This window comes from Marinobacter sp. (assembly GCF_965229985.1).
In the GTDB taxonomy this organism is placed as follows: Bacteria; Pseudomonadota; Gammaproteobacteria; order Pseudomonadales; family Oleiphilaceae; genus Marinobacter.
The window spans coordinates 3402594-3422145 of record NZ_OZ245935.1; the positions used below are offsets into that span (position 1 = coordinate 3402594).

Annotated in this window: 18 protein-coding genes; 16 read left to right on the forward strand and 2 right to left on the reverse strand. The window is 59.8% G+C overall.

Translation table 11 applies throughout. The features are described 5' to 3' along the window. The first annotated feature begins 57 nt into the window (after window positions 1–57). From ACO06L_RS15460 to ACO06L_RS15535, 16 genes are all read left to right on the forward strand, one after another. Entirely contained in the window at window positions 58–1971 is a 1914-nt protein-coding gene (locus tag ACO06L_RS15460) for a TonB-dependent receptor domain-containing protein (RefSeq protein WP_227715696.1), read from the forward strand. A gap of 258 nt (window positions 1972–2229) precedes the next feature. Continuing rightward, window positions 2230–3678 (forward strand): YfcC family protein, encoded by a 1449-nt coding sequence (locus tag ACO06L_RS15465; protein WP_202346428.1) that lies wholly within the window; start codon window positions 2230–2232, stop codon window positions 3676–3678. 24 nt (window positions 3679–3702) lie between these two features. After that, window positions 3703–4932 carry an arginine deiminase gene (locus ACO06L_RS15470; protein ID WP_202346429.1) on the forward strand — a complete coding sequence of 410 codons (1230 nt, stop codon included), beginning with the start codon at window positions 3703–3705 and terminating at the stop codon, window positions 4930–4932. An 18-nt stretch (window positions 4933–4950) separates the two neighbouring features. After that, window positions 4951–5952: an ornithine carbamoyltransferase gene (locus ACO06L_RS15475; RefSeq protein ID WP_202346430.1), complete on the forward strand. Its 1002-nt coding sequence runs from the start codon at window positions 4951–4953 to the stop codon at window positions 5950–5952. Window position 5953: 1 nt separating this feature from the next. After that, window positions 5954–6862, forward strand: a complete 909-nt coding sequence (gene arcC, locus ACO06L_RS15480) for a carbamate kinase (RefSeq protein WP_202346431.1) — start codon at window positions 5954–5956, stop codon at window positions 6860–6862. A 12-nt stretch (window positions 6863–6874) separates the two neighbouring features. Next, window positions 6875–8266 carry a F0F1 ATP synthase subunit beta gene (gene atpD, locus ACO06L_RS15485; protein WP_202346432.1) on the forward strand — a complete coding sequence of 464 codons (1392 nt, stop codon included), beginning with the start codon at window positions 6875–6877 and terminating at the stop codon, window positions 8264–8266. After that, window positions 8263–8673, forward strand: a complete 411-nt coding sequence (locus ACO06L_RS15490) for an ATPase (protein ID WP_202346433.1) — start codon at window positions 8263–8265, stop codon at window positions 8671–8673. Before atpD ends, ACO06L_RS15490 begins: the two co-directional genes overlap by 4 nt. Next, window positions 8670–8981, forward strand: coding sequence for an AtpZ/AtpI family protein (locus tag ACO06L_RS15495; protein WP_064229210.1), 312 nt, complete (start codon window positions 8670–8672; stop codon window positions 8979–8981). The genes ACO06L_RS15490 and ACO06L_RS15495 overlap by 4 nt, the downstream gene beginning before the upstream one ends. After that, entirely contained in the window at window positions 8968–9264 is a 297-nt protein-coding gene (locus ACO06L_RS15500; RefSeq protein WP_227512791.1) for an ATP synthase subunit I, read from the forward strand. Before ACO06L_RS15495 ends, ACO06L_RS15500 begins: the two co-directional genes overlap by 14 nt. Continuing rightward, the gene (locus tag ACO06L_RS15505) at window positions 9264–9959 is read left to right on the forward strand and encodes a F0F1 ATP synthase subunit A (protein ID WP_064229209.1); all 696 of its coding nucleotides are present in this window, start codon (window positions 9264–9266) and stop codon (window positions 9957–9959) included. The genes ACO06L_RS15500 and ACO06L_RS15505 overlap by 1 nt, the downstream gene beginning before the upstream one ends. Next, window positions 9956–10243: a F0F1 ATP synthase subunit C gene (locus tag ACO06L_RS15510; protein ID WP_202346434.1), complete on the forward strand. Its 288-nt coding sequence runs from the start codon at window positions 9956–9958 to the stop codon at window positions 10241–10243. Before ACO06L_RS15505 ends, ACO06L_RS15510 begins: the two co-directional genes overlap by 4 nt. A gap of 3 nt (window positions 10244–10246) precedes the next feature. Then, complete coding sequence (locus tag ACO06L_RS15515; protein ID WP_064229207.1) at window positions 10247–11014, forward strand: F0F1 ATP synthase subunit B; 768 nt, start codon at window positions 10247–10249, stop codon at window positions 11012–11014. Further along, entirely contained in the window at window positions 11007–12542 is a 1536-nt protein-coding gene (locus ACO06L_RS15520) for a F0F1 ATP synthase subunit alpha (RefSeq protein WP_064229206.1), read from the forward strand. The genes ACO06L_RS15515 and ACO06L_RS15520 overlap by 8 nt, the downstream gene beginning before the upstream one ends. Next, window positions 12526–13428, forward strand: coding sequence for a F0F1 ATP synthase subunit gamma (locus ACO06L_RS15525; RefSeq protein WP_202346435.1), 903 nt, complete (start codon window positions 12526–12528; stop codon window positions 13426–13428). The genes ACO06L_RS15520 and ACO06L_RS15525 overlap by 17 nt, the downstream gene beginning before the upstream one ends. 67 nt (window positions 13429–13495) lie before the next feature. Next, the gene (locus ACO06L_RS15530) at window positions 13496–14563 is read left to right on the forward strand and encodes an efflux RND transporter periplasmic adaptor subunit (RefSeq protein WP_064229204.1); all 1068 of its coding nucleotides are present in this window, start codon (window positions 13496–13498) and stop codon (window positions 14561–14563) included. Next, complete coding sequence (locus ACO06L_RS15535; protein ID WP_064229203.1) at window positions 14560–17790, forward strand: efflux RND transporter permease subunit; 3231 nt, start codon at window positions 14560–14562, stop codon at window positions 17788–17790. The genes ACO06L_RS15530 and ACO06L_RS15535 overlap by 4 nt, the downstream gene beginning before the upstream one ends. Before the next feature lie 10 nt (window positions 17791–17800). Here ACO06L_RS15535 and ACO06L_RS15540 read toward each other — a convergent pair whose 3' ends face one another. After that, entirely contained in the window at window positions 17801–18856 is a 1056-nt protein-coding gene (locus tag ACO06L_RS15540; RefSeq protein ID WP_064229202.1) for a GGDEF domain-containing protein, read from the reverse strand. Between the two features lie 119 nt (window positions 18857–18975). Further along, on the reverse strand, window positions 18976–19425 hold the full coding sequence (locus ACO06L_RS15545) for a potassium channel family protein (protein ID WP_014579117.1): 450 nt from the start codon (window positions 19423–19425) through the stop codon (window positions 18976–18978). Window positions 19426–19552: the final 127 nt, after the last annotated feature.

Genomic DNA, 19552 nt, shown 5'->3' on the forward strand with positions numbered 1-19552 from the left:
GCCGCGGGATTGGTTTTACTGCCCGCCGGGGGCTTGGCACAGGAGAGTTCTCCCGATTTGCCTGTAATTCGGGTTACCGAAGGGCAAAGCATTGAAGAGGCGTCGAGCAAGTTGGCTTCAGAGCCGGTTGAACGTTTGTCTGCTAATCCTTCAGTTTCGCTTTCCCGAATGGGTGGGCGCGGGCTGGAACCGGTCATTCGGGGCCAGAGCCAGGAGCGGGTGGATGTGCTTCTGGACGGCATTCGCGTTGAAGGGGCCTGCCCGAATCGCATGGACCCGCCGACCAGTCGTCTGAGTTCGGCACTGGCGCCCTTGCTGGAAGTGCGTACCAGCAACCAGACCCTGCGCTGGGGCCCTATTACCGGTGGCCAAGTGGTTGCCACCACTGCGGCGCCGGTGTTTGACGGTTCAGGCACCACGGGTCACCTGACCGTTGGCGGCGCTGACAACGGCAATGGCAAGCTGGTCAATGGCAGTGCTGCAGTGGGTAGCGACAGTGCCTGGCTTCGGCTCGCCGGTGGTTATGACGAGGCGGATGATTACGAGGACGGCGACGGCAATGAGGTCCGCAGCGCCTACAAGAACTCCGAGGCTCGCCTGGATGCGGCCTGGAAGGCGGAGAACGGTTTCTATATCAAAGGGCTGGTGAGCCGGCAGGAAGAGCGGGATGTGAAATACGCCGGCTCCGGTATGGATGCACCGAAAACCGATACCGACATCATGCGCCTGGAGCTGGGCTCGCCGGTGGCCAATGGCAACTGGAACCTTCTGGCCTGGCAGGCCGATGTTGATCACATCATGGATAACTTCAGTCTCCGTGAGTCCATGATGAAAATGCTGACCGATTCCGAGACCGAAACCCGGGGTCTGCGCCTGACCCTGGATCAGAGTCCGGATGCCCGAACAGACTGGGCCATTGGTGCGGATATCGAGACCAATAACTGGCACGCCGAACGCTTCGGGGGAGCCAATCTCGATATGCTTACCTCAGTACTCTGGCCTGACGTGGATCGCGACCGTTTCGGCCTTTTCGCCGAGCGCTTCTACAGGGTAACCCCGGAGTTAAAGCTCGGCGGTGGGGTGCGCTACGACCGCGTGGAAATGTCCGCTGCGGCAGCCGACAAGGTGTTCGGCAGTGGCATGATGGCCATGTCGGCTGCAGATGCCTACCAGACGATCTATGGCACCACCAATACCGACGTTACCGACGACAACTTCAGTGGCTTTGTCAGCAGCGACTGGCGGTTCTCCCCGATCCAGTCACTGCTGGTTACCGCCAGCCACAGCGTCCGCAGCCCGGGCGTGACTGAGCGCTACATTGCCAGCTGGAACAACATGGACCCGGCACGGCGCTGGGTGGGTAACCCTGCCCTGGACCCTGAGACGCACCGCAAGCTGGAATTGGCGATGCCCGGCCAGAGCAACGGCTGGCACTGGCGGCCAGCCGTGTGGGTGGATCAGGTGGATGACTTTGTCCTGCGTACCCGGAATGCCGATCAGGTCAGTGTCTACCGCAATATCGATGCGCGGCTGATGGGTGTTGAAGCCCAGCTTGGATGGAGCAACGGCACCTGGAGTACCAATAGCAGTCTGGCATCTGTAAGGGGCGAGAACCGCGACGAAAACAAGCCACTGCCGCAGATTCCACCGGTGCAGTTTGTTCAGACCCTTGGCTGGCAGCATAGGGGGCATGCCGTTGAACTGGAGTGGGTACTGGCCCGTCGCCAGGACCGCGTGGATCTGGAATCCGGGCAGGATCCCGGCACTTCACCAGGCTACGGCGTACTGAACCTGTCCGGGAGCCACCCGCTCGCAGAGTATCTGAGTGTCAGCTGGGCAGTGGACAACCTGTTCGACAATACCTGGGCGCCCCACGTTAGCCGGGCCAACACTGATCCGTTTAATCCCGAAGCCGTAAGAGTTAATGAGCCTGGCCGGACCCTGCGTGCCGCACTGACAGCCAGGTGGTAAGACCTTGCATGGCGGTTACCCGCTTCTCATAGCCGGCGGGTGCCATTCTCGCCCCGGGTGGAACCAACTCCTCCATCCGGGGTTTTTTATGGCTGATCAAAAATTGCGCTATCTCAACTTCTGATCCCACTTCATGAACTATGCTGTAGCCATGCAGATCTGAGCCAGTGGTGCGCAACCACTGAGGAGGTGCTCAGCCCCCTGAGGTTCCCGGAAAGAACCTGTCTGCACAATGCGATTCAGGAAAGGAGACGCATCGTGACTGAAGACGAAAAATTGCCAGAAAATCCCGAAACCGACCTCGCTTCTCGATTCCCCACTGCGTACACCATTCTTTTTGGCCTGATTATTCTGGTAGCCGCGCTGACCTGGATTATTCCTGCCGGGCAGTACGAGCGTTCGATGAATGAGGAGGTCGGACGAGAAGTGGCGGTTCCGGGCACATACCAGACCGTCGATCCGAATCCGCAGGGGTTCGTTGATGTCCTGCTGGCACCGACTGCCGGGTTCTACGATCCCGACAGTTACGTTGCCAATGCCATCGATGTCGCCATGTTCATATTGTTTCTGGGCGGTTTTCTCGGTGTCATGAACGCCACTGGCGCTATAGATACCGGCATCCGAAGCGCGATGCGGCATCTGAAAGGCCATGAAATCTGGATGATTCCCATCTTGATGACGTTGTTTGCCCTGGGCGGCACGACCTATGGGATGGCAGAGGAAACCCTGGCGTTTTACGCCATTCTGATCCCGGTAATACTCGCCGCCGGATACGATGCGGTGACGGGGGTCGCCATTATCCTGGTCGGGGCCGGGATTGGTGTGCTGGGCTCCACCATCAACCCGTTCGCCACTGTGATTGCGGCGAATGCGGCTGGTATCCCGTTTACCGACGGTATCGTGCTGCGTTTTATTCTGCTGATCGGTGGTCTGTTGATCTGTATAGGCTACGTGATGCGATATGCCCATCGGGTCAAAGCGGAGCCCTCCCGCTCGGTGGTCGCAAAACAATGGCCCGCGCACAAAAAGCTGTTTCTGCAGGACGATGACGGCGAGATCCACAGCGCCAGTCTGACAACCACCCAGATGATTGCCCTGGTCATCTTCGCCTTGACGTTTGTCGTGATGATCTGGGGCGTGTCATCCCAGGGCTGGTGGATGGCACAGATGGGCTCCCTGTTCTTTGGTGCGGCCATTGTGATCGGCATCATTGCCCGCCTTGGTGAAAAGAAGCTTACCGGCAGTTTTGTCGATGGCGCCCGGGATCTTCTCGGGGTTGCCCTGGTGGTCGGGCTTGCCCGCGGCATCGTGGTGATCATGGAGCAGGGCATGATTGCCGATACAATACTCCACAGCGCCGAAACCTCCCTGGGTGGCCTGCCGGAGCTGGCCTTCATCAACTTGATGTTCTGGATTGAGGTGGGCATGAGCTTCTTCGTGCCCTCGTCCTCCGGGCTGGCCGTGTTGTCCATGCCGATCCTTGCGCCGCTGGCGGATTTTGCCAACGTCGGGCGGGATCTGGTGGTTACCGCCTACCAGTCTGCCAATGGCCTGGTGAACCTGATCAACCCCACCTTCGCAGTTGTGGTTGGAGGGCTTGCCATCGGGCGGGTGTCCTACGATCGCTGGCTCGCGTTTATCTGGCCTTTGCTGCTTATTCTGACCGTGTTTATCACCGTAATCATAAGCCTGGGCACCATGCTGTGAGCATTCGACAAAAGGAGCTTTGTCATGTCTGAACAAACACTTGGAGTGCACTCTGAGACCGGAACCCTGCGCCAGGTCATCATCTGCCGGCCGGGGCTGGCTCACCGGCGGTTGACGCCGTCCAACTGCGATGCCCTGTTGTTCGATGATGTGTTCTGGGTCAAGCAGGCCCAGAAAGATCACGACGTGTTTGCCAGCGTGATGCGTGGTCGGGGCGTGGACGTGCTGGATGTCAACGAGTTGCTGGCGGAAACGCTGGCGATTCCCGAGGGCCGGGCCTGGATTCTGGACCACCGGATCAACTGGAACCACATTGGCGTCGGCATGGTATCGGATCTGCGAGCCTGGATGGATGAGCTGCCCGACAAGGCCCTCGCCGAGTTTCTGATCGGTGGTCTGGAGGTGGGGGATCTGCCCTTCGATCCGGTCGGTCTGTTCGGTAACCATCTCGGACGTTTCGGGTTCGTATTGCCACCGCTGCCCAACTTCCTGTTTACCCGGGACAACAGCGCCTGGGTCTATGGTGGGGTCACCCTGAACCCCATGTACTGGGCTGCCCGCAAGCCGGAAACCCTGCTGATGGCCGCTATCTACCAGTTCCATCCGAAATTTGCCGGCAAGGTGAACGTGCACTGGGGCGACCCTCTGAAAGATCATGGCCTGGCTACCCTGGAGGGCGGGGATGTCATGCCGCTGGGGAACAGAACGGTGCTGGTGGGCATGGGCGAACGATCCTCACCCCAGGCCATCGGCCAGCTGTCAAAAGCCTTGTTTGATGGCGGCACGGTGGATCGGGTGATTGCCTGCCAGTTACCGAAAACCCGTTCCGCCATGCATCTGGATACCGTGTTTACCTTCTGCGGCGGCAATGTGGTTACTGCCTTCAAGGAGGTGGCCGATGCCGTGGTCTGCTACGACCTGCGCCCCGGCGAGGGTGGCAAAACGCTGTCCTTCAATCAGGACTCCCGGCATCTGTTCGAGGTGGTTGCAGAAATTCTCGGCTACCCGGCCCTGGAAGTCGTGGCAACGGGTGGTGACACGCCGGAAGAGCGTGAGCGGGAACAATGGAACGACGGCAACAATGTGCTGGCCCTGAGCCCTGGCGTGGTTGTCGGCTACGACCGCAACGACGATACCAACGCGGCGCTTTCGGCCGCGGGTATCGAGGTTCTGGCAATACCCGGTGCCGAGCTGGGCCGGGGTCGGGGCGGCGGTCGGTGCATGAGTTGCCCGACCATCCGGGATGCTGTCTGACAGCCAAGGGGAAACGTTATGGCATTCAATCTCAAGAACCGGCACTTCCTAACGCTTCGGGATTTCACGCCGAGGGAAATCGGTTTTCTGCTGAAGCTGTCTGCGGATCTGAAAACCGCCAAGTACGCAGGCACGGAAGTGCCGAAACTCGAGGGCAAGGACATTGCCCTGATCTTCGAGAAAAACTCCACGCGTACCCGGGTCGGGTTCGAAGTTGCCGCCTTCGACCAGGGGGCGCGGGTCACCTACCTGGGGCCGACCGGAACCCATATCGGCCACAAGGAATCGGTGAAGGATACGGCGCGGGTCCTTGGCCGGGTCTACGATGCCATCGAGTACCGGGGGTTCGGACAATCCGTTGTTGAGGAGCTGGCGCAGTATGCAGGCGTGCCGGTCTACAACGGGCTCACCAACGAATTCCATCCCACCCAGATACTGGCGGACTTCCTGACCATGCAGGAGCATGTGGAAAAGCCGCTGCGGGAGGTGGCCTATGTCTTTATTGGCGATGCCGCCAACAACATGGGCGATAGCCTGCTGATCGGCGGTGCCAAGATGGGTATGGACGTGCGCTTGTGCGCGCCGAAAGCCTGCTGGCCGATTCAGGCGGTTCAGGACGAGGCAAGAGCGCTGGCTGCAGAAACTGGTGCCCGCATCACCATTACCGATGATGTTGACAGTGCCGTTGCCGGTGTCGATTTCGTCTATACCGATGTCTGGGTGTCGATGGGTGAGCCAAAGGAGAAATGGGCCGAACGCATCAAACTGCTGATGCCTTACCAGGTCAACGCCGCCCTGATGGCAAAAACCGGCAATCCCCGTGCGCGGTTCATGCACTGTCTGCCAGCCTTTCACAACACCGAGACCGTGGTGGGGAAGGAGATTCAGGAGACCTATGGCATTGACGCCATGGAGGTGACGGAAGAAGTCTTCGAAAGCCCCGCTTCGATTGTTTTCGATCAGGCCGAGAACCGCATGCACACCATCAAGGCCGTCCTCGTGGCGACCCTGGGAGGCTGACATGCTGGTTGTGGCGGCATTGGGCGGTAACGCCCTTCTGAAACGGGGAGAACCGCTGACGGCCGAGATTCAGCGCAAAAACGTGACAACCGCGGCGCTCTCGCTGGCAGGCATTGTCCGTGCAGGCCACGATCTGGTTGTTACCCATGGCAACGGTCCGCAGGTGGGGTTGCTGGCCTTGCAGGGCGCCTCCTACAAGCCGGATGAGGCCTACCCGCTGGATGTCCTGGGCGCAGAAACTGAGGGCATGATCGGGTATATGATCGAGCAGGAACTGGAAAATGCCCTCGGCCATGACCGGCCGGTCGCAACCCTTCTGACCCAGGTGGTGGTGGATCCCAAAGACCCTGCTTTCGAAAAACCGACCAAGTTTGTGGGCCCTGTCTATGACCGCGAAGAGGCAGAGCGCCGCGCAGCCGGCGCAGGCTGGAGTATTGCGCCGGACGGTGGCAAATGGCGCCGGGTGGTGCCCTCGCCGAAACCGCTGGAAATACCGGACATGCGGGTACTGAAATTGTTGCTCGACCAGGGCGTGGTTGTGGTGTGTGCCGGCGGAGGTGGAATACCGGTGTTGCGTCGTGAAGACGGCAGCATGGTCGGCATTGAGGCGGTTATCGACAAGGACGCCGCCAGTGCATTGCTGGCGAGGCAACTGGGGGCGGACGCGTTGCTCCTGTTAACGGACGTTGAGGCTGTCTACCGTGATTTCGGTACCGATCAGTCGACGCCGCTTTCCGAACTGACCGTGGCCGAGGCGCGGGCCCTGGAGATGCCGGCCGGCTCCATGGGCCCGAAACTGCAGGCTGCCTGCGATTTTGCCCAGGCCGGTGGGATCAGTGGCATTGGCCGGCTGCAGGATGCGGTGGCCATCCTTGACGGCTCGGCTGGTACTCGTGTGTCGGCCGGGTGACAGGCCTCCGTCATGAGCCAGAATGAGACTCTGGACGCCTCACAAGATGCCGGTACAGGTACCGTTGTAGCCATCCGTGGTGGCGTGGTGAGCGTGCGGTTTCCGGAACCGGTGCCGCGCATTCGCGAGCTCCTGTATGCCGGCAAGATTGCGCTTGAGGTGGCCGCCCTGGAGGACAGAGGCGTGGTCCGCTGTATGGCACTGGCTCCGGTGAAAGGGCTGGGGTTGGGCACGCTGGTACGGGCAACCGGATCATCAATTACTGTACCGGTGGGTGATACCACTCTGGGCCGAATGCTGAATGTGTTTGGGGCGCCCGTGGATAACCAGCCTGTGCCAGCTACCAGTGAACGCCGCGCTATTCATCAGCTTCCGCCCCTGCTGGAGGATCGGGTAGTCCGAAGCCAGATTCTGGAAACCGGCATCAAGGCCATTGATCTGCTGTCCCCGATCGAGCGGGGTGGAAAAACCGGTCTGTTCGGTGGCGCCGGTGTCGGCAAGACGGTGCTGATTACTGAACTGATCAACAACACCGTGCAACAGCACAAGGGCGTCAGCCTGTTTTGCGGCATTGGGGAGCGGTCCCGGGAAGCGGAAGAGCTCTATCGCGAGATGGGTGAGGCCGGTGTGCTGGAAAACACCGTCATGCTGTTCGGACAGATGAACGAGGTCCCGGGGGTCCGGTTCCTGATCGGCAAGACCGCGCTGACCATGGCGGAATACTTTCGCGACGAACAGCATCGGGACGTGCTGTTATTGATCGACAACATTTTCCGCTTTGTCCAGGCCGGCTCGGAAGTCTCCGGACTGCTCGGGCGTATGCCTTCCCGGGTGGGCTACCAGCCGACACTGGCCACTGAGCTGGCCGAGCTGGAGGAACGAATCACTTCAACCCGCAGTGCCGCCATTACCTCGGTTCAGGCAGTTTATGTGCCTGCGGATGACTTCACCGATCCCGCCGCCGCCCATATTTTTTCCCACCTGTCGGGTTCGGTGGTGCTGTCACGGAAGCGCGCGAGCGAGGGTCTTTACCCGGCCATCGATCCCCTGGCGTCCTCATCGGTCATGCTCACGCCATCGGTGGTTGGGCAGAGGCATTACGATATCGCCCGGGCGGTTCGCAGAACCCTGGCCGAATACGAGGAGCTGCGGGATATCATCGCGATGCTGGGCATTGAGGAACTCTCGGCGGCCGACCGACTCACCGTTGCCCGTGCGCGCCGGCTCGAGCGATTCCTGACCCAGCCGTTTTTCACCACGGCCGCTTTTACCGGTGCCGAAGGCAAGCGCGTGACCATTGAGGAGACACTCAACGGTTGCGAAACCATTCTGGAACAGACTGAATTCGAACAGAACGAGAGTGAGTACTACATGATTGGCGCACTGCCTGAGGTGGTGGTATGAGCCTGGCTGAAGCAATGGAGGTCTGTCTCAGGCTGCCGACCCGGATGCTCTATGAGGGCAAGGCCCACAAGCTGTTTGCCGTTGCCGAAAACGGCGCCTTTGGGATGCTGCTCAACCACATTGATTTTGTCACCTCGCTGGTGCCGTCGGTCCTGATTCTGACTCTGGAGGATGGCCGTGAGCAGATCTTCGGCATTGATGAGGGCATTCTCGTGAAGCAGGGCCACAAAGTCGACATTGCGATCCGGCGAGGTGCCAAGGGTGAGGATCTGGACACCCTTCAGGAGAGTGTCAGAAAGAACTTTATTGAGGTGGATGAAGACGAACGCGTGGCCCGGTCCGCCCTGTCCAGGCTGGAGGCTGGCATGGTGCGCCGGTTCGCCGACCTGCAACGGCCCAAGCCATGAATCCGCAGCGTGGTGCACCGGAGGACGACATAGGGCGTCGGGCCCGACGCCTGAAGAAAGCCAGGGAAAATCCGGGTGTCAGCCCGCTGCGTGGTCTGGGCGCCTTCGGGATGATCGGCTGGTCCATTGCGGTGCCGACCGTCGGTGGTGCCTTTCTGGGGCTTTGGCTGGATCGCACCCTGCCGCAGGATTTCCCCTGGGTGCTTGCCCTGATTCTGGGTGGGGTGACTGTGGGTGGCTTCATTGCCTGGGCGTGGATCGGCAGGGAAGGCAAGGAAGAGGAGGAGCAGGACCATGATAATCATTGACTGGCCGGATGTGCTTTGGGGATTTGGTGCCGGCGTGGCTGTTAGCATTCTTTATTTCGCCGGCCTGGCAGCGAGTGTGCGCTTTGCTCTGGGCTCTTCCAGACCATCAGCGGTTCTTTTGCCCAGTGCCGTGGTGCGCATCGGACTGCTCCTGGCGGCGGGTTGGTTGGTAACAGGGGGCGGAACCCTGCCCTGGGCTTTCGCAGGCTACGGGACGGCGTTTTTTCTGGTGCGCTACCTGGCGACTTTACTGGCGCGAATACCGCACCCGGAGGAAGTCTGATGGAGCTGACGCCCGATGAAACAACGCTTTTCACGGTCTGGGGCCTGGATATCAATGAGACAGTGGGCTTTACCTGGATCGTCATGTTCCTGCTGACTCTCACTTCCATCATTATTACCCGGAATTTGCGTCCGGATGTGCCACCGAACCGTTGGCGCACCACCCTGGAAGTGATTGTGACGGCGATCCAGAGCCAGATCGAGGAAATCTCGCCGCGGGCCTCGCGCCATGTGCTCTATTTTTCCGGAACGCTGTTCCTGTTTATTGCGTTTTCGAACCTCCTGCTCGTTGTGCCGGGGTTCGCGCCCCCAACGGCCTCGCTTTCCACCACGGCGGCTCTGGCTCTATCAGTCCTGATCGCCGTGCCCCTGTTCGGTATTACCCGGCAGGGCATCGGCGGTTATCTAAAAACCTACGTGCAGCCTTCTGTGGTGATGCTGCCGTTCAATATCATCAGCGAGTTCTCGCGTGGCATATCCCTGGCCATACGCCTGTATGGCAACGTGATGAGTGGTGCCGTGATCGCCGGCATCCTGCTGAGTGTTGCGCCATTCTTTTTTCCTGTGGTCATGGACGTGCTCGGACTGCTGACGGGTCTGATCCAGGCCTACATTTTCGCCATCCTGGCGACGGTTTATATCTCATCGGCGACAGCCACCGCTGGAAAGCCTCCAAGCAAGGAGAAAGACAAATGAGTGACTTTGCCCTGATTGCCGCGGTTTCCATTCTGACCGCAGGCCTGTCCGTGGCTTTTGGTGCAATCGGTCCGGCTATTGGTGAGGGCCGGGCTGCAGCGGCTGCCCTTGCCGCCATTGCCCAGCAGCCGGATTCTGCCTCCACCCTGTCGCGAACCCTGTTCGTCAGCCTGGCCATGATCGAGTCTACGGCCATCTACTGTTTTGTAGTGGCGATGATTGTCCTGTTTGCCAATCCGTTCTGGGATCAGGCAATGCAGGCGGCCCAGTCGGCGGCAGGTTGAATCATGTCTGTTGACTGGGTCACGGTGCTTGCCCAGATCGGCAATTTCCTGGTGCTGGTCTGGCTTCTGAAACGTTTTCTGTACAAGCCCATCCTGAATGGAATCGATGCCCGTGAGTCCGAGATCGCCGCACGGATGGGGGAAGCGGAGATAGCGCAGAAGAAGGCCTCAGCCGCCGAAGCTGCGTTTCTGGAGCAGAAGCAGGCATTGCTGGTCGACAACTCCGAACAGGTGGAGCGTATTCGTCAGCAGGCGGAAAAAGAGAAAGACACTCTGCTCGCCGCCACGCGTGAGAGCCTGGAACGGGAAAAACAGGAATGGCAGGCACATTTGACTTCAGAGCGGGACCGATTTATCAGTGAGTTGCACCTGGCCAGCGCCGAAACACTTTACCAACTGGTGCGACGGGCCCTGCGCGATCTGGCGGATGAGGATCTCGAGGAGCGTATCGGGCTGCATGTGATCGGAAAGCTGAAATCCATGAAGTCGGAGCTGGTCTCCGCCGCTGGCATCGCGGAACAGGCTGTTGCGACTACTCATAAGCCGCTCCCGGAAAGCACACAGGAAAAGATTCGAACGGCGTTGGCAGGCCTGGCTCCGGACCTTGAATTGGGTTTCACGACGGATCCCGGTCAGGCTCCGGGGCTGATCCTGCGTATTGGCAGCGTTCAGGTGGCCTGGACGGTCGACAGTTATACCGATGAGCTGACCGGAATGTTATCCGAGCGGTTGGCGTCGGGTGGGACCGGATGGATGCAAAATCATGGCTGAGAAACCGTCCTTTACTCCGGCCAGGAACTTTTTGGGTGCCTTACTGGACGGCCCGACGCCTGCCCCTGCGCTGACCGAAGTGGGCACGGTTGCCGAGGTTGGTGACGGTATTGCTGTTGTCTCAGGCCTTGCGCGGGCACTTGCTGACGAGTTGCTGGTGTTCGCTTCGGGTGTCCGGGGTGTGGTGCTGGATCTGGAGCCGGATCGACTGGGCGTGATTTTGCTCGGGCCTTCTGATCGGGTCACCTCGGGAGAGGATGTCTGGCGAACCCATAAAGTATTCAGCGTACCGGTGGGCACGAGCCTTATCGGCCGCATTCTCGATGCCACCGGAAGCCCGCGTGACGGCAAGGGAACTGTAGTGTCGACAGCTGAACGACCGGTGGAGGCCAGCGCGCCCGGCATACTGAGCCGGGCTCCGGTGAACCGACCGCTGGCCACCGGTATCAAGGTCATTGATGGTGCGGTCCCGATCGGTCTGGGCCAAAGGGAGCTCATCATTGGGGACCGACAGACCGGGAAAACGTCCATTGCTATCGATACGATTCTGAACCAGGCCCGCTCAGACGTACTGAGCATATACTGCGCAATCGGCCAGCGCGGAGATGCGGTGGCCCGAGTCATTGAAACACTGCGGAAAGCCGGCCAGCTCGCGAGCACCATAGTTGTTGCGGCCGGGGATGAGGACGCGCCCGGGCTGGCCTATGTCGCACCCTATGCAGCGATGACGATGGCGGAGTACTTTGCCGACCAGGGGCGGGACGTATTGGTGATTTTCGACGATCTTACCCACCATGCCCGCTCCTATCGGGAACTCTCTCTGCTACTGCGTCGCCCGCCGGGGCGGGAAGCTTTCCCCGGGGATATCTTCTATGTGCATGCCAGATTGCTGGAGCGAGCCGGTCAATTCACCGCAGACGCCGGGGGTGGTTCCATTACCGCACTGCCCATTGTCGAAACGCAGGCGGAGAATCTGTCCGCCTACATTCCGACAAATCTCATCTCCATTACCGATGGACAGATCTACCTGTCGCCCAGGCTGGTGAGGAAAAACCAGTTTCCTGCGGTGGATATCGGGCTATCGGTATCGCGGGTCGGGGGGAAGGCTCAGCACCGGGCTTTTCGGGACGTGGCTGGCAATCTGCGTGTCACCCTGTCCCAGTTCGAGGAGCTGGAGGATTTTGCCCGGTTCGGAACTCGCCTGGACGATAACACCAAGGCCCGCTTGAGCCGCGGGGCTGCAGTGCGCACTGCGTTGCGACAGCCCGAGCGGGACCCCATGCCAGCCGTCGAGCAGCTTCTGGTATTGATGGCGGCCCTGGAAGGGCTGCTTGATGGCCTGCCGGAGAAAGACCTTGCCGAGGTCATGGTCAGGATGCGGAACAGTATTGGCGACTCTCTGAAAGATGTCGCCGAGAGCATCCGGGAGAATCGTTCGCTGGAGGAAGAGGAAAAGAGAAGCCTTTTGAAGGTGGCCCAGGTTGCACTGGGAATGCCGGGAGACGATCGTCATGGCCCAGACGCTTGAAACCCTGTCCAGACGGACCGAAACCCTTAGCAGTATTCGCAGCATTGTTCACACCATGAAAACCATGTCTGCGATTAACGCCGTGCCCTACGAGCACGCTGCCCGATCCATTGAGTCCTATCATCAGACAGTGCTGAGCGGTATTCGGGCGTTCGTTGCCAAAACCGGGCCTGTTTCGGTACCCGCAGTGGCGCAGGCAGAGCGGCTGTTAGTGGTGTTCGGTTCTGATCATGGTCTGTGTGGAAACTACAACGAGGCGCTTGCTGAAAGCGCATTGTCAGAAGCATTGAAGATGGGCGGTCATGCCCGGGTACTGTGTGTGGGTGCCCGCATGAGTGATGCCCTGGCCGATCAGGGTATCAGGCCCGAGTCTACCTTTCTTCCGCCGGCATCGGCCGATGGTATCGGGCGTCTGGCGAGCGATATCGTGACCCGACTGGACGAAATCGGAGGCGGCGATGTGCATAACAGGATTGCCGTTACCCTTGTGTTCACCCGACGGGCCGAAAAGGGCCAGCGTGAATCGGAAGTGAGCCAGTTGTTGCCGCTGGCCTCCACGTTGCTTTCTGAACCCGCGAAGTCTGGATGGCAATCCCGCTCCCTGCCTGACTATACGATGCAGCCAACACCCCTGCTCGCAGCGCTGCTGCGCAACCATATTTTTGCCAGTGTTTTTCGCGCATCGGCGGAAGCGATGGTGACTGAGAACGCGGCAAGGCTGGCATTGATGCAGCAGGCAGAGCAGGCGGTTGATGATCGGCTGGAGGAGGTTGGCGGCCAGTTCCGTCTGGTGCGTCAGGATGAAATAACCAACGAGCTTATGGACATTATTATCGGATTTGAGGCTCTGAAAAAGAAACCTTCTTGCCATTCGAACAGCACCTGAACTGTTCCTGGCGCTTATTTTTGATAACCTTGGGTTCTTACCTCATAACTATAAACGGAGATGCCCGATGGAACGGATAGCCGCTGCGTGTATTGTTGTGGCCTTGATGCTGCAGTCCTCCATTGCGCTGGGCCAAGGCAGTGGCCCGGAGTTGATGGCAGCCACTGCCGAGCGCAGCGAGTTGCAAGAGACCGTGCACCTCGATGGCGTCATTGAAGCCGTGCAGCAGAGTACCGTCTCTGCCCAGACCAGTGGCACCGTCCAGAGCCTGCCCTACGATGTGGACGATTCCGTTGCCGCTGGTGACCTGATTGTTCAGCTGGAGGACAGTGAGCAGCGGTCCCGTTTGCGTCAGGCCCAGGCCGGGTTGGAAGAGGCTGAAGCAGCGTTGGCGGACGCAAGCCAGCGCTTTGAACGTATTGAAGCAGTGCACGAACGGGGTCTGGTGTCCCGGCAGGAGTTCGACCAGGCCCGCAACAACCTGGCCGCCGCCCGGGCAAGGGTGGAACGAGCCAAAGGTGCGGTTTCCGAGGCGCAGGAGCAGCTCTCCTATACCCGCGTGCTGGCTCCCTATGGTGGCATCCTTACTGAGCGCCATGTCGAGGTTGGCGAATCGGTCAATCCCGGTCAGCCGTTGCTCAGTGGATTATCTCTGGAACAGCTTCGTGTTGTGGTGGACCTTCCCCAGAAATACGCCGAACTGGCCCGCACGGAGCGTCAGGCCCAGGTTACCCTGGCCGATGGCCGGGTGCTGGAAACCGGTGAGATGACCTTCTACCCCTATGCCAATCCGCAAACCCACACGTTTCGTCTGCGTATGCGCCTGAGTGAACCCAACGGCTCCCTGTTTCCCGGCATGCTGGTGAAAGTCAGCGTGCCGGTTACCAGCCGGGAGGCTCTGTGGGTGCCGGCCAGCAGCCTGATTCAGCGCAGCGAGCTCAGGGCCGTGTTCGTGCTGGACCAGCAGGATCAGCCCCGGCTGCGGCAGGTACGCACGGGGGTGCGGCAAAACGGCAGGCTGGAGATCCTGGCCGGCCTCAGCGAAGGCGAGCGTGTGGTCACGAACCCCTCCGAGCTGGTGGGCAGCGATCGTTTGAATCCGGCTGAAGGCGCGGTCGAGGAGTCGAATCCGTGAGCCGTGATTTGCCGCCCGTTGGCCCATCCGGGGCCATTGCCCGGGTTTTTCAGAACAACCACCTCACCCCGTTGCTGGCCATTCTGGCGATCATTCTTGGCGTGCTGGCCGTGGTGGTCACGCCCAAAGAGGAAGAGCCCCAGATTGATGTCACCATGGCCGATATCATGGTGGCGTTTCCCGGCGCCAGTACCCGTGAGGTGGAAAGCGCAATAGCAACGCCAGCCGAACAGGTGATGAGCGAGATTCAGGGTGTGGAACACGTCTACTCGGTGTCTCGCCAGGGCCAGGCGGTGATCACAGTTCAGTTTGAGGTGGGCATTCCACGTCAGGAAGCCCTGGTGCGGCTCTACAACCAGGTGTATTCCAACCAGGACTGGCTGCCGGCCAATCTGGGTGCGACCCAGCCGGTGATCAAACCCAGGGGCATCGATGATGTTCCGGTGATGACCCTGACCCTCTACGATCCGGTCAACGGCCACACGGGTGAGGAACTGACCCGCCTGGCGCACATGCTGGAAGTTGCCCTGAAGCGGGTTCCGGGCACCCGGGATGTCTATACCACCGGCGGCATTCCGGATCGCGTGGATATCCGTTTCGATCCGGCGTTGCTGGCTGGCTTCAACCTGACCATCGAGGATATTCGTAACGCCCTGGCTGCGGCCAACACCAGCAGCCAGGAGGCCCGGATTACCCGGGACAACCTGTCGATACCGGTCCAGGCCGGAACGCTTCTGGAAACGGTGGAGGATGTCCGGCGTCTGGTGGTGGGTATGCACAACGGCGCGGCCGTGTACCTGGAAGACGTCGCAGACATTAGCCGGGGTGGCACTGTGGCGGATCAGAGTGTGATGACCGGATTCGGACCGGCCCATGGGGACGGCAAGGCTGGCCAGCCCGGTCAGGTTTACCCGGCGGTTACCCTGGCCATCGCCAAGAAGCCGGGCGAGAACGCCATCAATATCACCACGGCTATTGAAGAGCGTCTGGACCAGTTGCGCAACCGGGCCTTACCGGAATCCGTGGAAGTGCTGGTTACCCGGGACTATGGCGTAACCGCCTCCCAGAAAGCCCGCAAATTGATCACTGATCTGATCTCCGCCACCCTGTGCGTCGTGCTGCTGGTTCTGGCGGCCATGGGCTGGCGCCAGGCGCTGATTGTGGGTATTGCCGTTCTGATTACTCTGCTGCTGACCCTGGTGTTTTCCTGGGCCTGGGGTTTCACCCTGAACCGTGTCTCCCTGTTCGCGCTGATCTTCTCCATCGGCATTCTGGTGGACGATGGCATCGTGATCACCGAGAACATCAACCGGCGGATCCAGAACTCCCGGCGGGCGGTGAAGGACATTATTCCCGTTGCCGTGGACGAGGTGGGCACGCCCACCATCATGGCCAGTCTCACCATCATGGCGGCGCTGATTCCGATGGCGTTTGTCAGTGGCCTGATGGGCCCCTACATGAGCCCGATTCCGATCAACGCCTCGGCCGGTATGGTGCTGTCACAGATTGTCGCCTTTGTGGTGGCGCCCTGGCTGGCCTTCAGGCTTCTAAAGCACAAGAAGGGGGAGCAGGCCGCCGAAGCCGAGGAGGCTTGCAGCTCCGCCGACGGCGTCAGCCCATTGTCCCTGCGAATTTTCCGGACGGTGCTTGGTCCGTTTCTGGGTGATCATCCGTGGCGGCGGCGTCTGCTGGCGCTGGCCGTGGTGTGCCTGACCCTGGCGGCCACCTCGTTGCCGGTATTCCAGGCGGTGATCCTGAAGATGCTGCCCTTCGACAACAAGTCCGAACTGCAGGTGGTGGTGGATATGCCCGAGCGCACGCCCATGGAGCAGACCCAGCGGGTGTTGATGGAAATGGGCAGCCACCTGGAAACGGTGGAGGAAGTGGCCAACTGGCAGACATACGCCGGTACCGCCTCGCCGATCAATTTCAACGGTCTGGTACGGCAGTATTACCTGCGTGGCGACCCCTATCACGGCGATATCCAGATCAATCTTATGGATGAGGAGAGTCGGGACCGGCCGTCCCATGTGATTGCCCAATCTCTCCGGGATCCGCTGACCGAGATCGGTGACCGGTACGGAGCCAGCGTGAAGATTGTCGAGGTGCCACCAGGGCCGCCGGTGCTTTCACCCGTTGTCGCGGAGATCTATGCGGTGGATGAAGACCGACGGGCGGAACTGGCCCGGCAGGTGGCACAAGGCATGACCCGGGTGGATGGCCTGGTGGATATCGATACCACGCTGGAGTCGCCCACACGGCAATGGGAAGTGGTAGTGGACAGGGATCGGGCGGCACGGCTGGGGGTGTCCCAGGCCCAGGTGGTTGCTGCCCTTCAGACGGCCCTGGGCGGAACCAATGTCAGCTTCCTGCATGACGATCATGCCAAGTACCCGGTTCCGATCCGGGTAATTCTGAGCGAAGGCGACAAGGCCCAGCCCTCGGTTTTGTTGTCACTGAACGTGCGCAGTCGCGATGGTGCGCTGGTTCCATTGGCCAGTATTGCCGAGGTTCGTGACGCCGACTGGATGGGCGCGATCTACCACAAGGATCTTTTGCCGGTGACTTACGTTACCGCAGACATGGCGGGCGAGATTGATTCACCGCTGTACGGCATGTTTGCCATGGTTGAGCGTCTGAACCAACAGGAGGGGGCACCGGAACAGTATTTCATTGATCAGCCCCCGTTGCCGGAAAAAGGCACCCTGAAATGGGACGGTGAATGGCAGATCACCTACGAAACGTTCCGGGATATGGGGGCCGCCTACAGCGTCGGCATATTCATGATCTTTGTGTTGCTGGTGGCACAGTTCCGGTCCTATATTCTGCCGCTGGTGATCATGGCGCCCATCCCGCTGACACTGATCGGTATCATGCCCGGTCATGCCCTGTTGGGGCGGGAATTCACCGCCACCAGCATGATCGGCATGATTGCCCTGGCCGGCATCATCGTGCGCAATTCCATCCTGCTGGTGGTGTTCATCCGGCAGTTGATCGAGGAGGGTGTGGAACTGGACGAGGCGGTGGTTCTGGCGGGCGCGGTGCGCATCAAACCCATTGCCCTGACGGCGATTTCGGCGATGGTGGGTGCTTACTTCATTCTGAACGATCCGATCTTTAACGGCCTGGCGATATCACTGGTATTTGGCCTGGCCATGTCCACCTTGCTGACCGTAGTGGTCGTGCCTCTGCTTTACTACACGCTGGCGCGTTGCAAGTGGGTTTGAACCAGGGTTGCTACGCCTGGCAGGGGATAAGAGCGCTGTCAGAACTGATGATCCGGTTACGGCCCGAGTCCTTGGCATGATAGAGATACTGGTCCGCCCGGCCGATCAGGCTGCGCAGATCTGCCCCGTCCGGACCAAACTGGGCAATGCCGCCGCTGATGGTGAGACCGATGGATTGCTCCTGATAAGGAACGGGGTTTGATTCAATCGCATTCCGGATCTTGTCCGCCACCTGATGGGCCTGGTCTGCCGTGGTGTTGGTGAGCAGAATGGCGAACTCCTCGCCTCCCAGCCGGGTGGCAAGATCGGTCGCTCTGAGCGAAGCGCGCAGGGTACTGGCCACATGCCTGAGCGCCAGGTCGCCGGCTTCGTGACCATGCTGATCATTGACCTGTTTGAAGTGATCGAGATCCAGTACCAGCATGGAAAGCGGAGTCCCGTTGCGGAGGCTGCGTTTGCGCTCCTGTTCGAATACATCGCTGAGGCGTGCCCGGTTGGCGAGGCCGGTCAGGGCATCGGTTTGGGCCATTTTCAGCAGGCGGGATTCGGATTGCTCCCGGGTGATCTCGTAAATATGGGAGAACGCGAGGATGGTCAGTGACATCAGCCCCATATTGGCAATTGGCAGGGGCTGCATCATCTCCGGCGCATCGTGATATTTGAAAAAGAAGATCACGGCTGCCGTGCCCATGAACACGGCAGATACCAGCAGGCCCAGGCGCCGACCCATCAGGAGGTGGGAAAGGATGGGAATCAACAGGACCCAGGCGAAGACCGTGGTGGTTGCTCGCGGTGATGTGAATGCGAACATCATGGTGATGCAGAACGGCAGGATAAAGGCGAGAATCCAGCGTTCCAGGTGTCTCGTGTTGCCAATGGCCCAGAAGATGAAAACCGAGTAGCAGGCCATGCCAAGCTCGGCAAAGGCCAGGGGGTAATTCTCTCTCTGGACGTTGAGGGTAAAAAACAGCAGGCCGCTGATGGCGGTAAAGATCAGCAGCGTCTTCAGTACCGCTTTGCGGTAAGGGCGGGCAAGGTGCTTCTGTGATTCCCTGTAGCTTTCCATGAGTCTGGTCTGGATGTCCGGCGCTCTGGGGCGATATGTACAAAGACAGTGCACATGCCGCAAGAAACGGGTATTAGATCAGAATTCGTGCAAAGTAACCGTCAATCTTCGACTAAAGTCTAGCGGGTGGGCCAGTAGCGCTGCATTTCCACGAACAGGAAGGAGGCACTCCAGGTGATCAGAACCAGCCCGGAAAGCGCTTCTATGCCGGTGAGGAAACGCAGTATGCCGAAGGGTTCGACATCCCCGTAGCCGACGGTGGTAAATGTGGTGAAGGAGAAGTAGACGCAGTCCAGGATGCTGCCGCTGAAATTGCCGCCAAGTTCGCCCCAGCCCTCGGCATGGTGCATGAGGTAAAAAGCACCGGCAAAGATCCAGACTTGCAGGGTATGTGCAGCGAGAACGCCGAACACGGCGGCAATCAGCCGGAACCTATGGCTCTGCCGCATTTTCGACAGGAGTCCGCTCAAATTAATCAGTACTTCGTGGTGGATCAGAACCACGACGGCAACGATCAGCCCGTTAATCAGCGTTGCGTTAAGGAGATTGACATGATGTTCTACTGCCAAGATAGATACTCTCCGTTGCCATGAATGAAGGATGCACCGCGTAAAATTGACGCAGGACCCAGGCTTGTCCGATCCGAAAACGAGCCTTGATTGTATAGTAGTCTGAACCTAACAGCCCGACGGGCTT

Bases quoted from the DNA above. Each gene is read 5' to 3' on its own strand.
- ACO06L_RS15470 (WP_202346429.1), top strand. From the start codon at position 3,703: ATGTCTGAACAAACACTTGGAGTGCACTCTGAGACCGGAACCCTGCGC.
- ACO06L_RS15475 (WP_202346430.1), top strand. From the start codon at position 4,951: ATGGCATTCAATCTCAAGAACCGGCACTTCCTAACGCTTCGGGATTTC.
- arcC (WP_202346431.1), top strand. From the start codon at position 5,954: ATGCTGGTTGTGGCGGCATTGGGCGGTAACGCCCTTCTGAAACGGGGA.
- atpD (WP_202346432.1), top strand. From the start codon at position 6,875: ATGAGCCAGAATGAGACTCTGGACGCCTCACAAGATGCCGGTACAGGT.
- ACO06L_RS15490 (WP_202346433.1), top strand. From the start codon at position 8,263: ATGAGCCTGGCTGAAGCAATGGAGGTCTGTCTCAGGCTGCCGACCCGG.
- ACO06L_RS15495 (WP_064229210.1), top strand. From the start codon at position 8,670: ATGAATCCGCAGCGTGGTGCACCGGAGGACGACATAGGGCGTCGGGCC.
- ACO06L_RS15500 (WP_227512791.1), top strand. From the start codon at position 8,968: ATGATAATCATTGACTGGCCGGATGTGCTTTGGGGATTTGGTGCCGGC.
- ACO06L_RS15505 (WP_064229209.1), top strand. From the start codon at position 9,264: ATGGAGCTGACGCCCGATGAAACAACGCTTTTCACGGTCTGGGGCCTG.
- ACO06L_RS15510 (WP_202346434.1), top strand. From the start codon at position 9,956: ATGAGTGACTTTGCCCTGATTGCCGCGGTTTCCATTCTGACCGCAGGC.
- ACO06L_RS15515 (WP_064229207.1), top strand. From the start codon at position 10,247: ATGTCTGTTGACTGGGTCACGGTGCTTGCCCAGATCGGCAATTTCCTG.
- ACO06L_RS15520 (WP_064229206.1), top strand. From the start codon at position 11,007: ATGGCTGAGAAACCGTCCTTTACTCCGGCCAGGAACTTTTTGGGTGCC.
- ACO06L_RS15525 (WP_202346435.1), top strand. From the start codon at position 12,526: ATGGCCCAGACGCTTGAAACCCTGTCCAGACGGACCGAAACCCTTAGC.
- ACO06L_RS15530 (WP_064229204.1), top strand. From the start codon at position 13,496: ATGGAACGGATAGCCGCTGCGTGTATTGTTGTGGCCTTGATGCTGCAG.
- ACO06L_RS15540 (WP_064229202.1), bottom strand. From the start codon at position 18,856: ATGGAAAGCTACAGGGAATCACAGAAGCACCTTGCCCGCCCTTACCGC.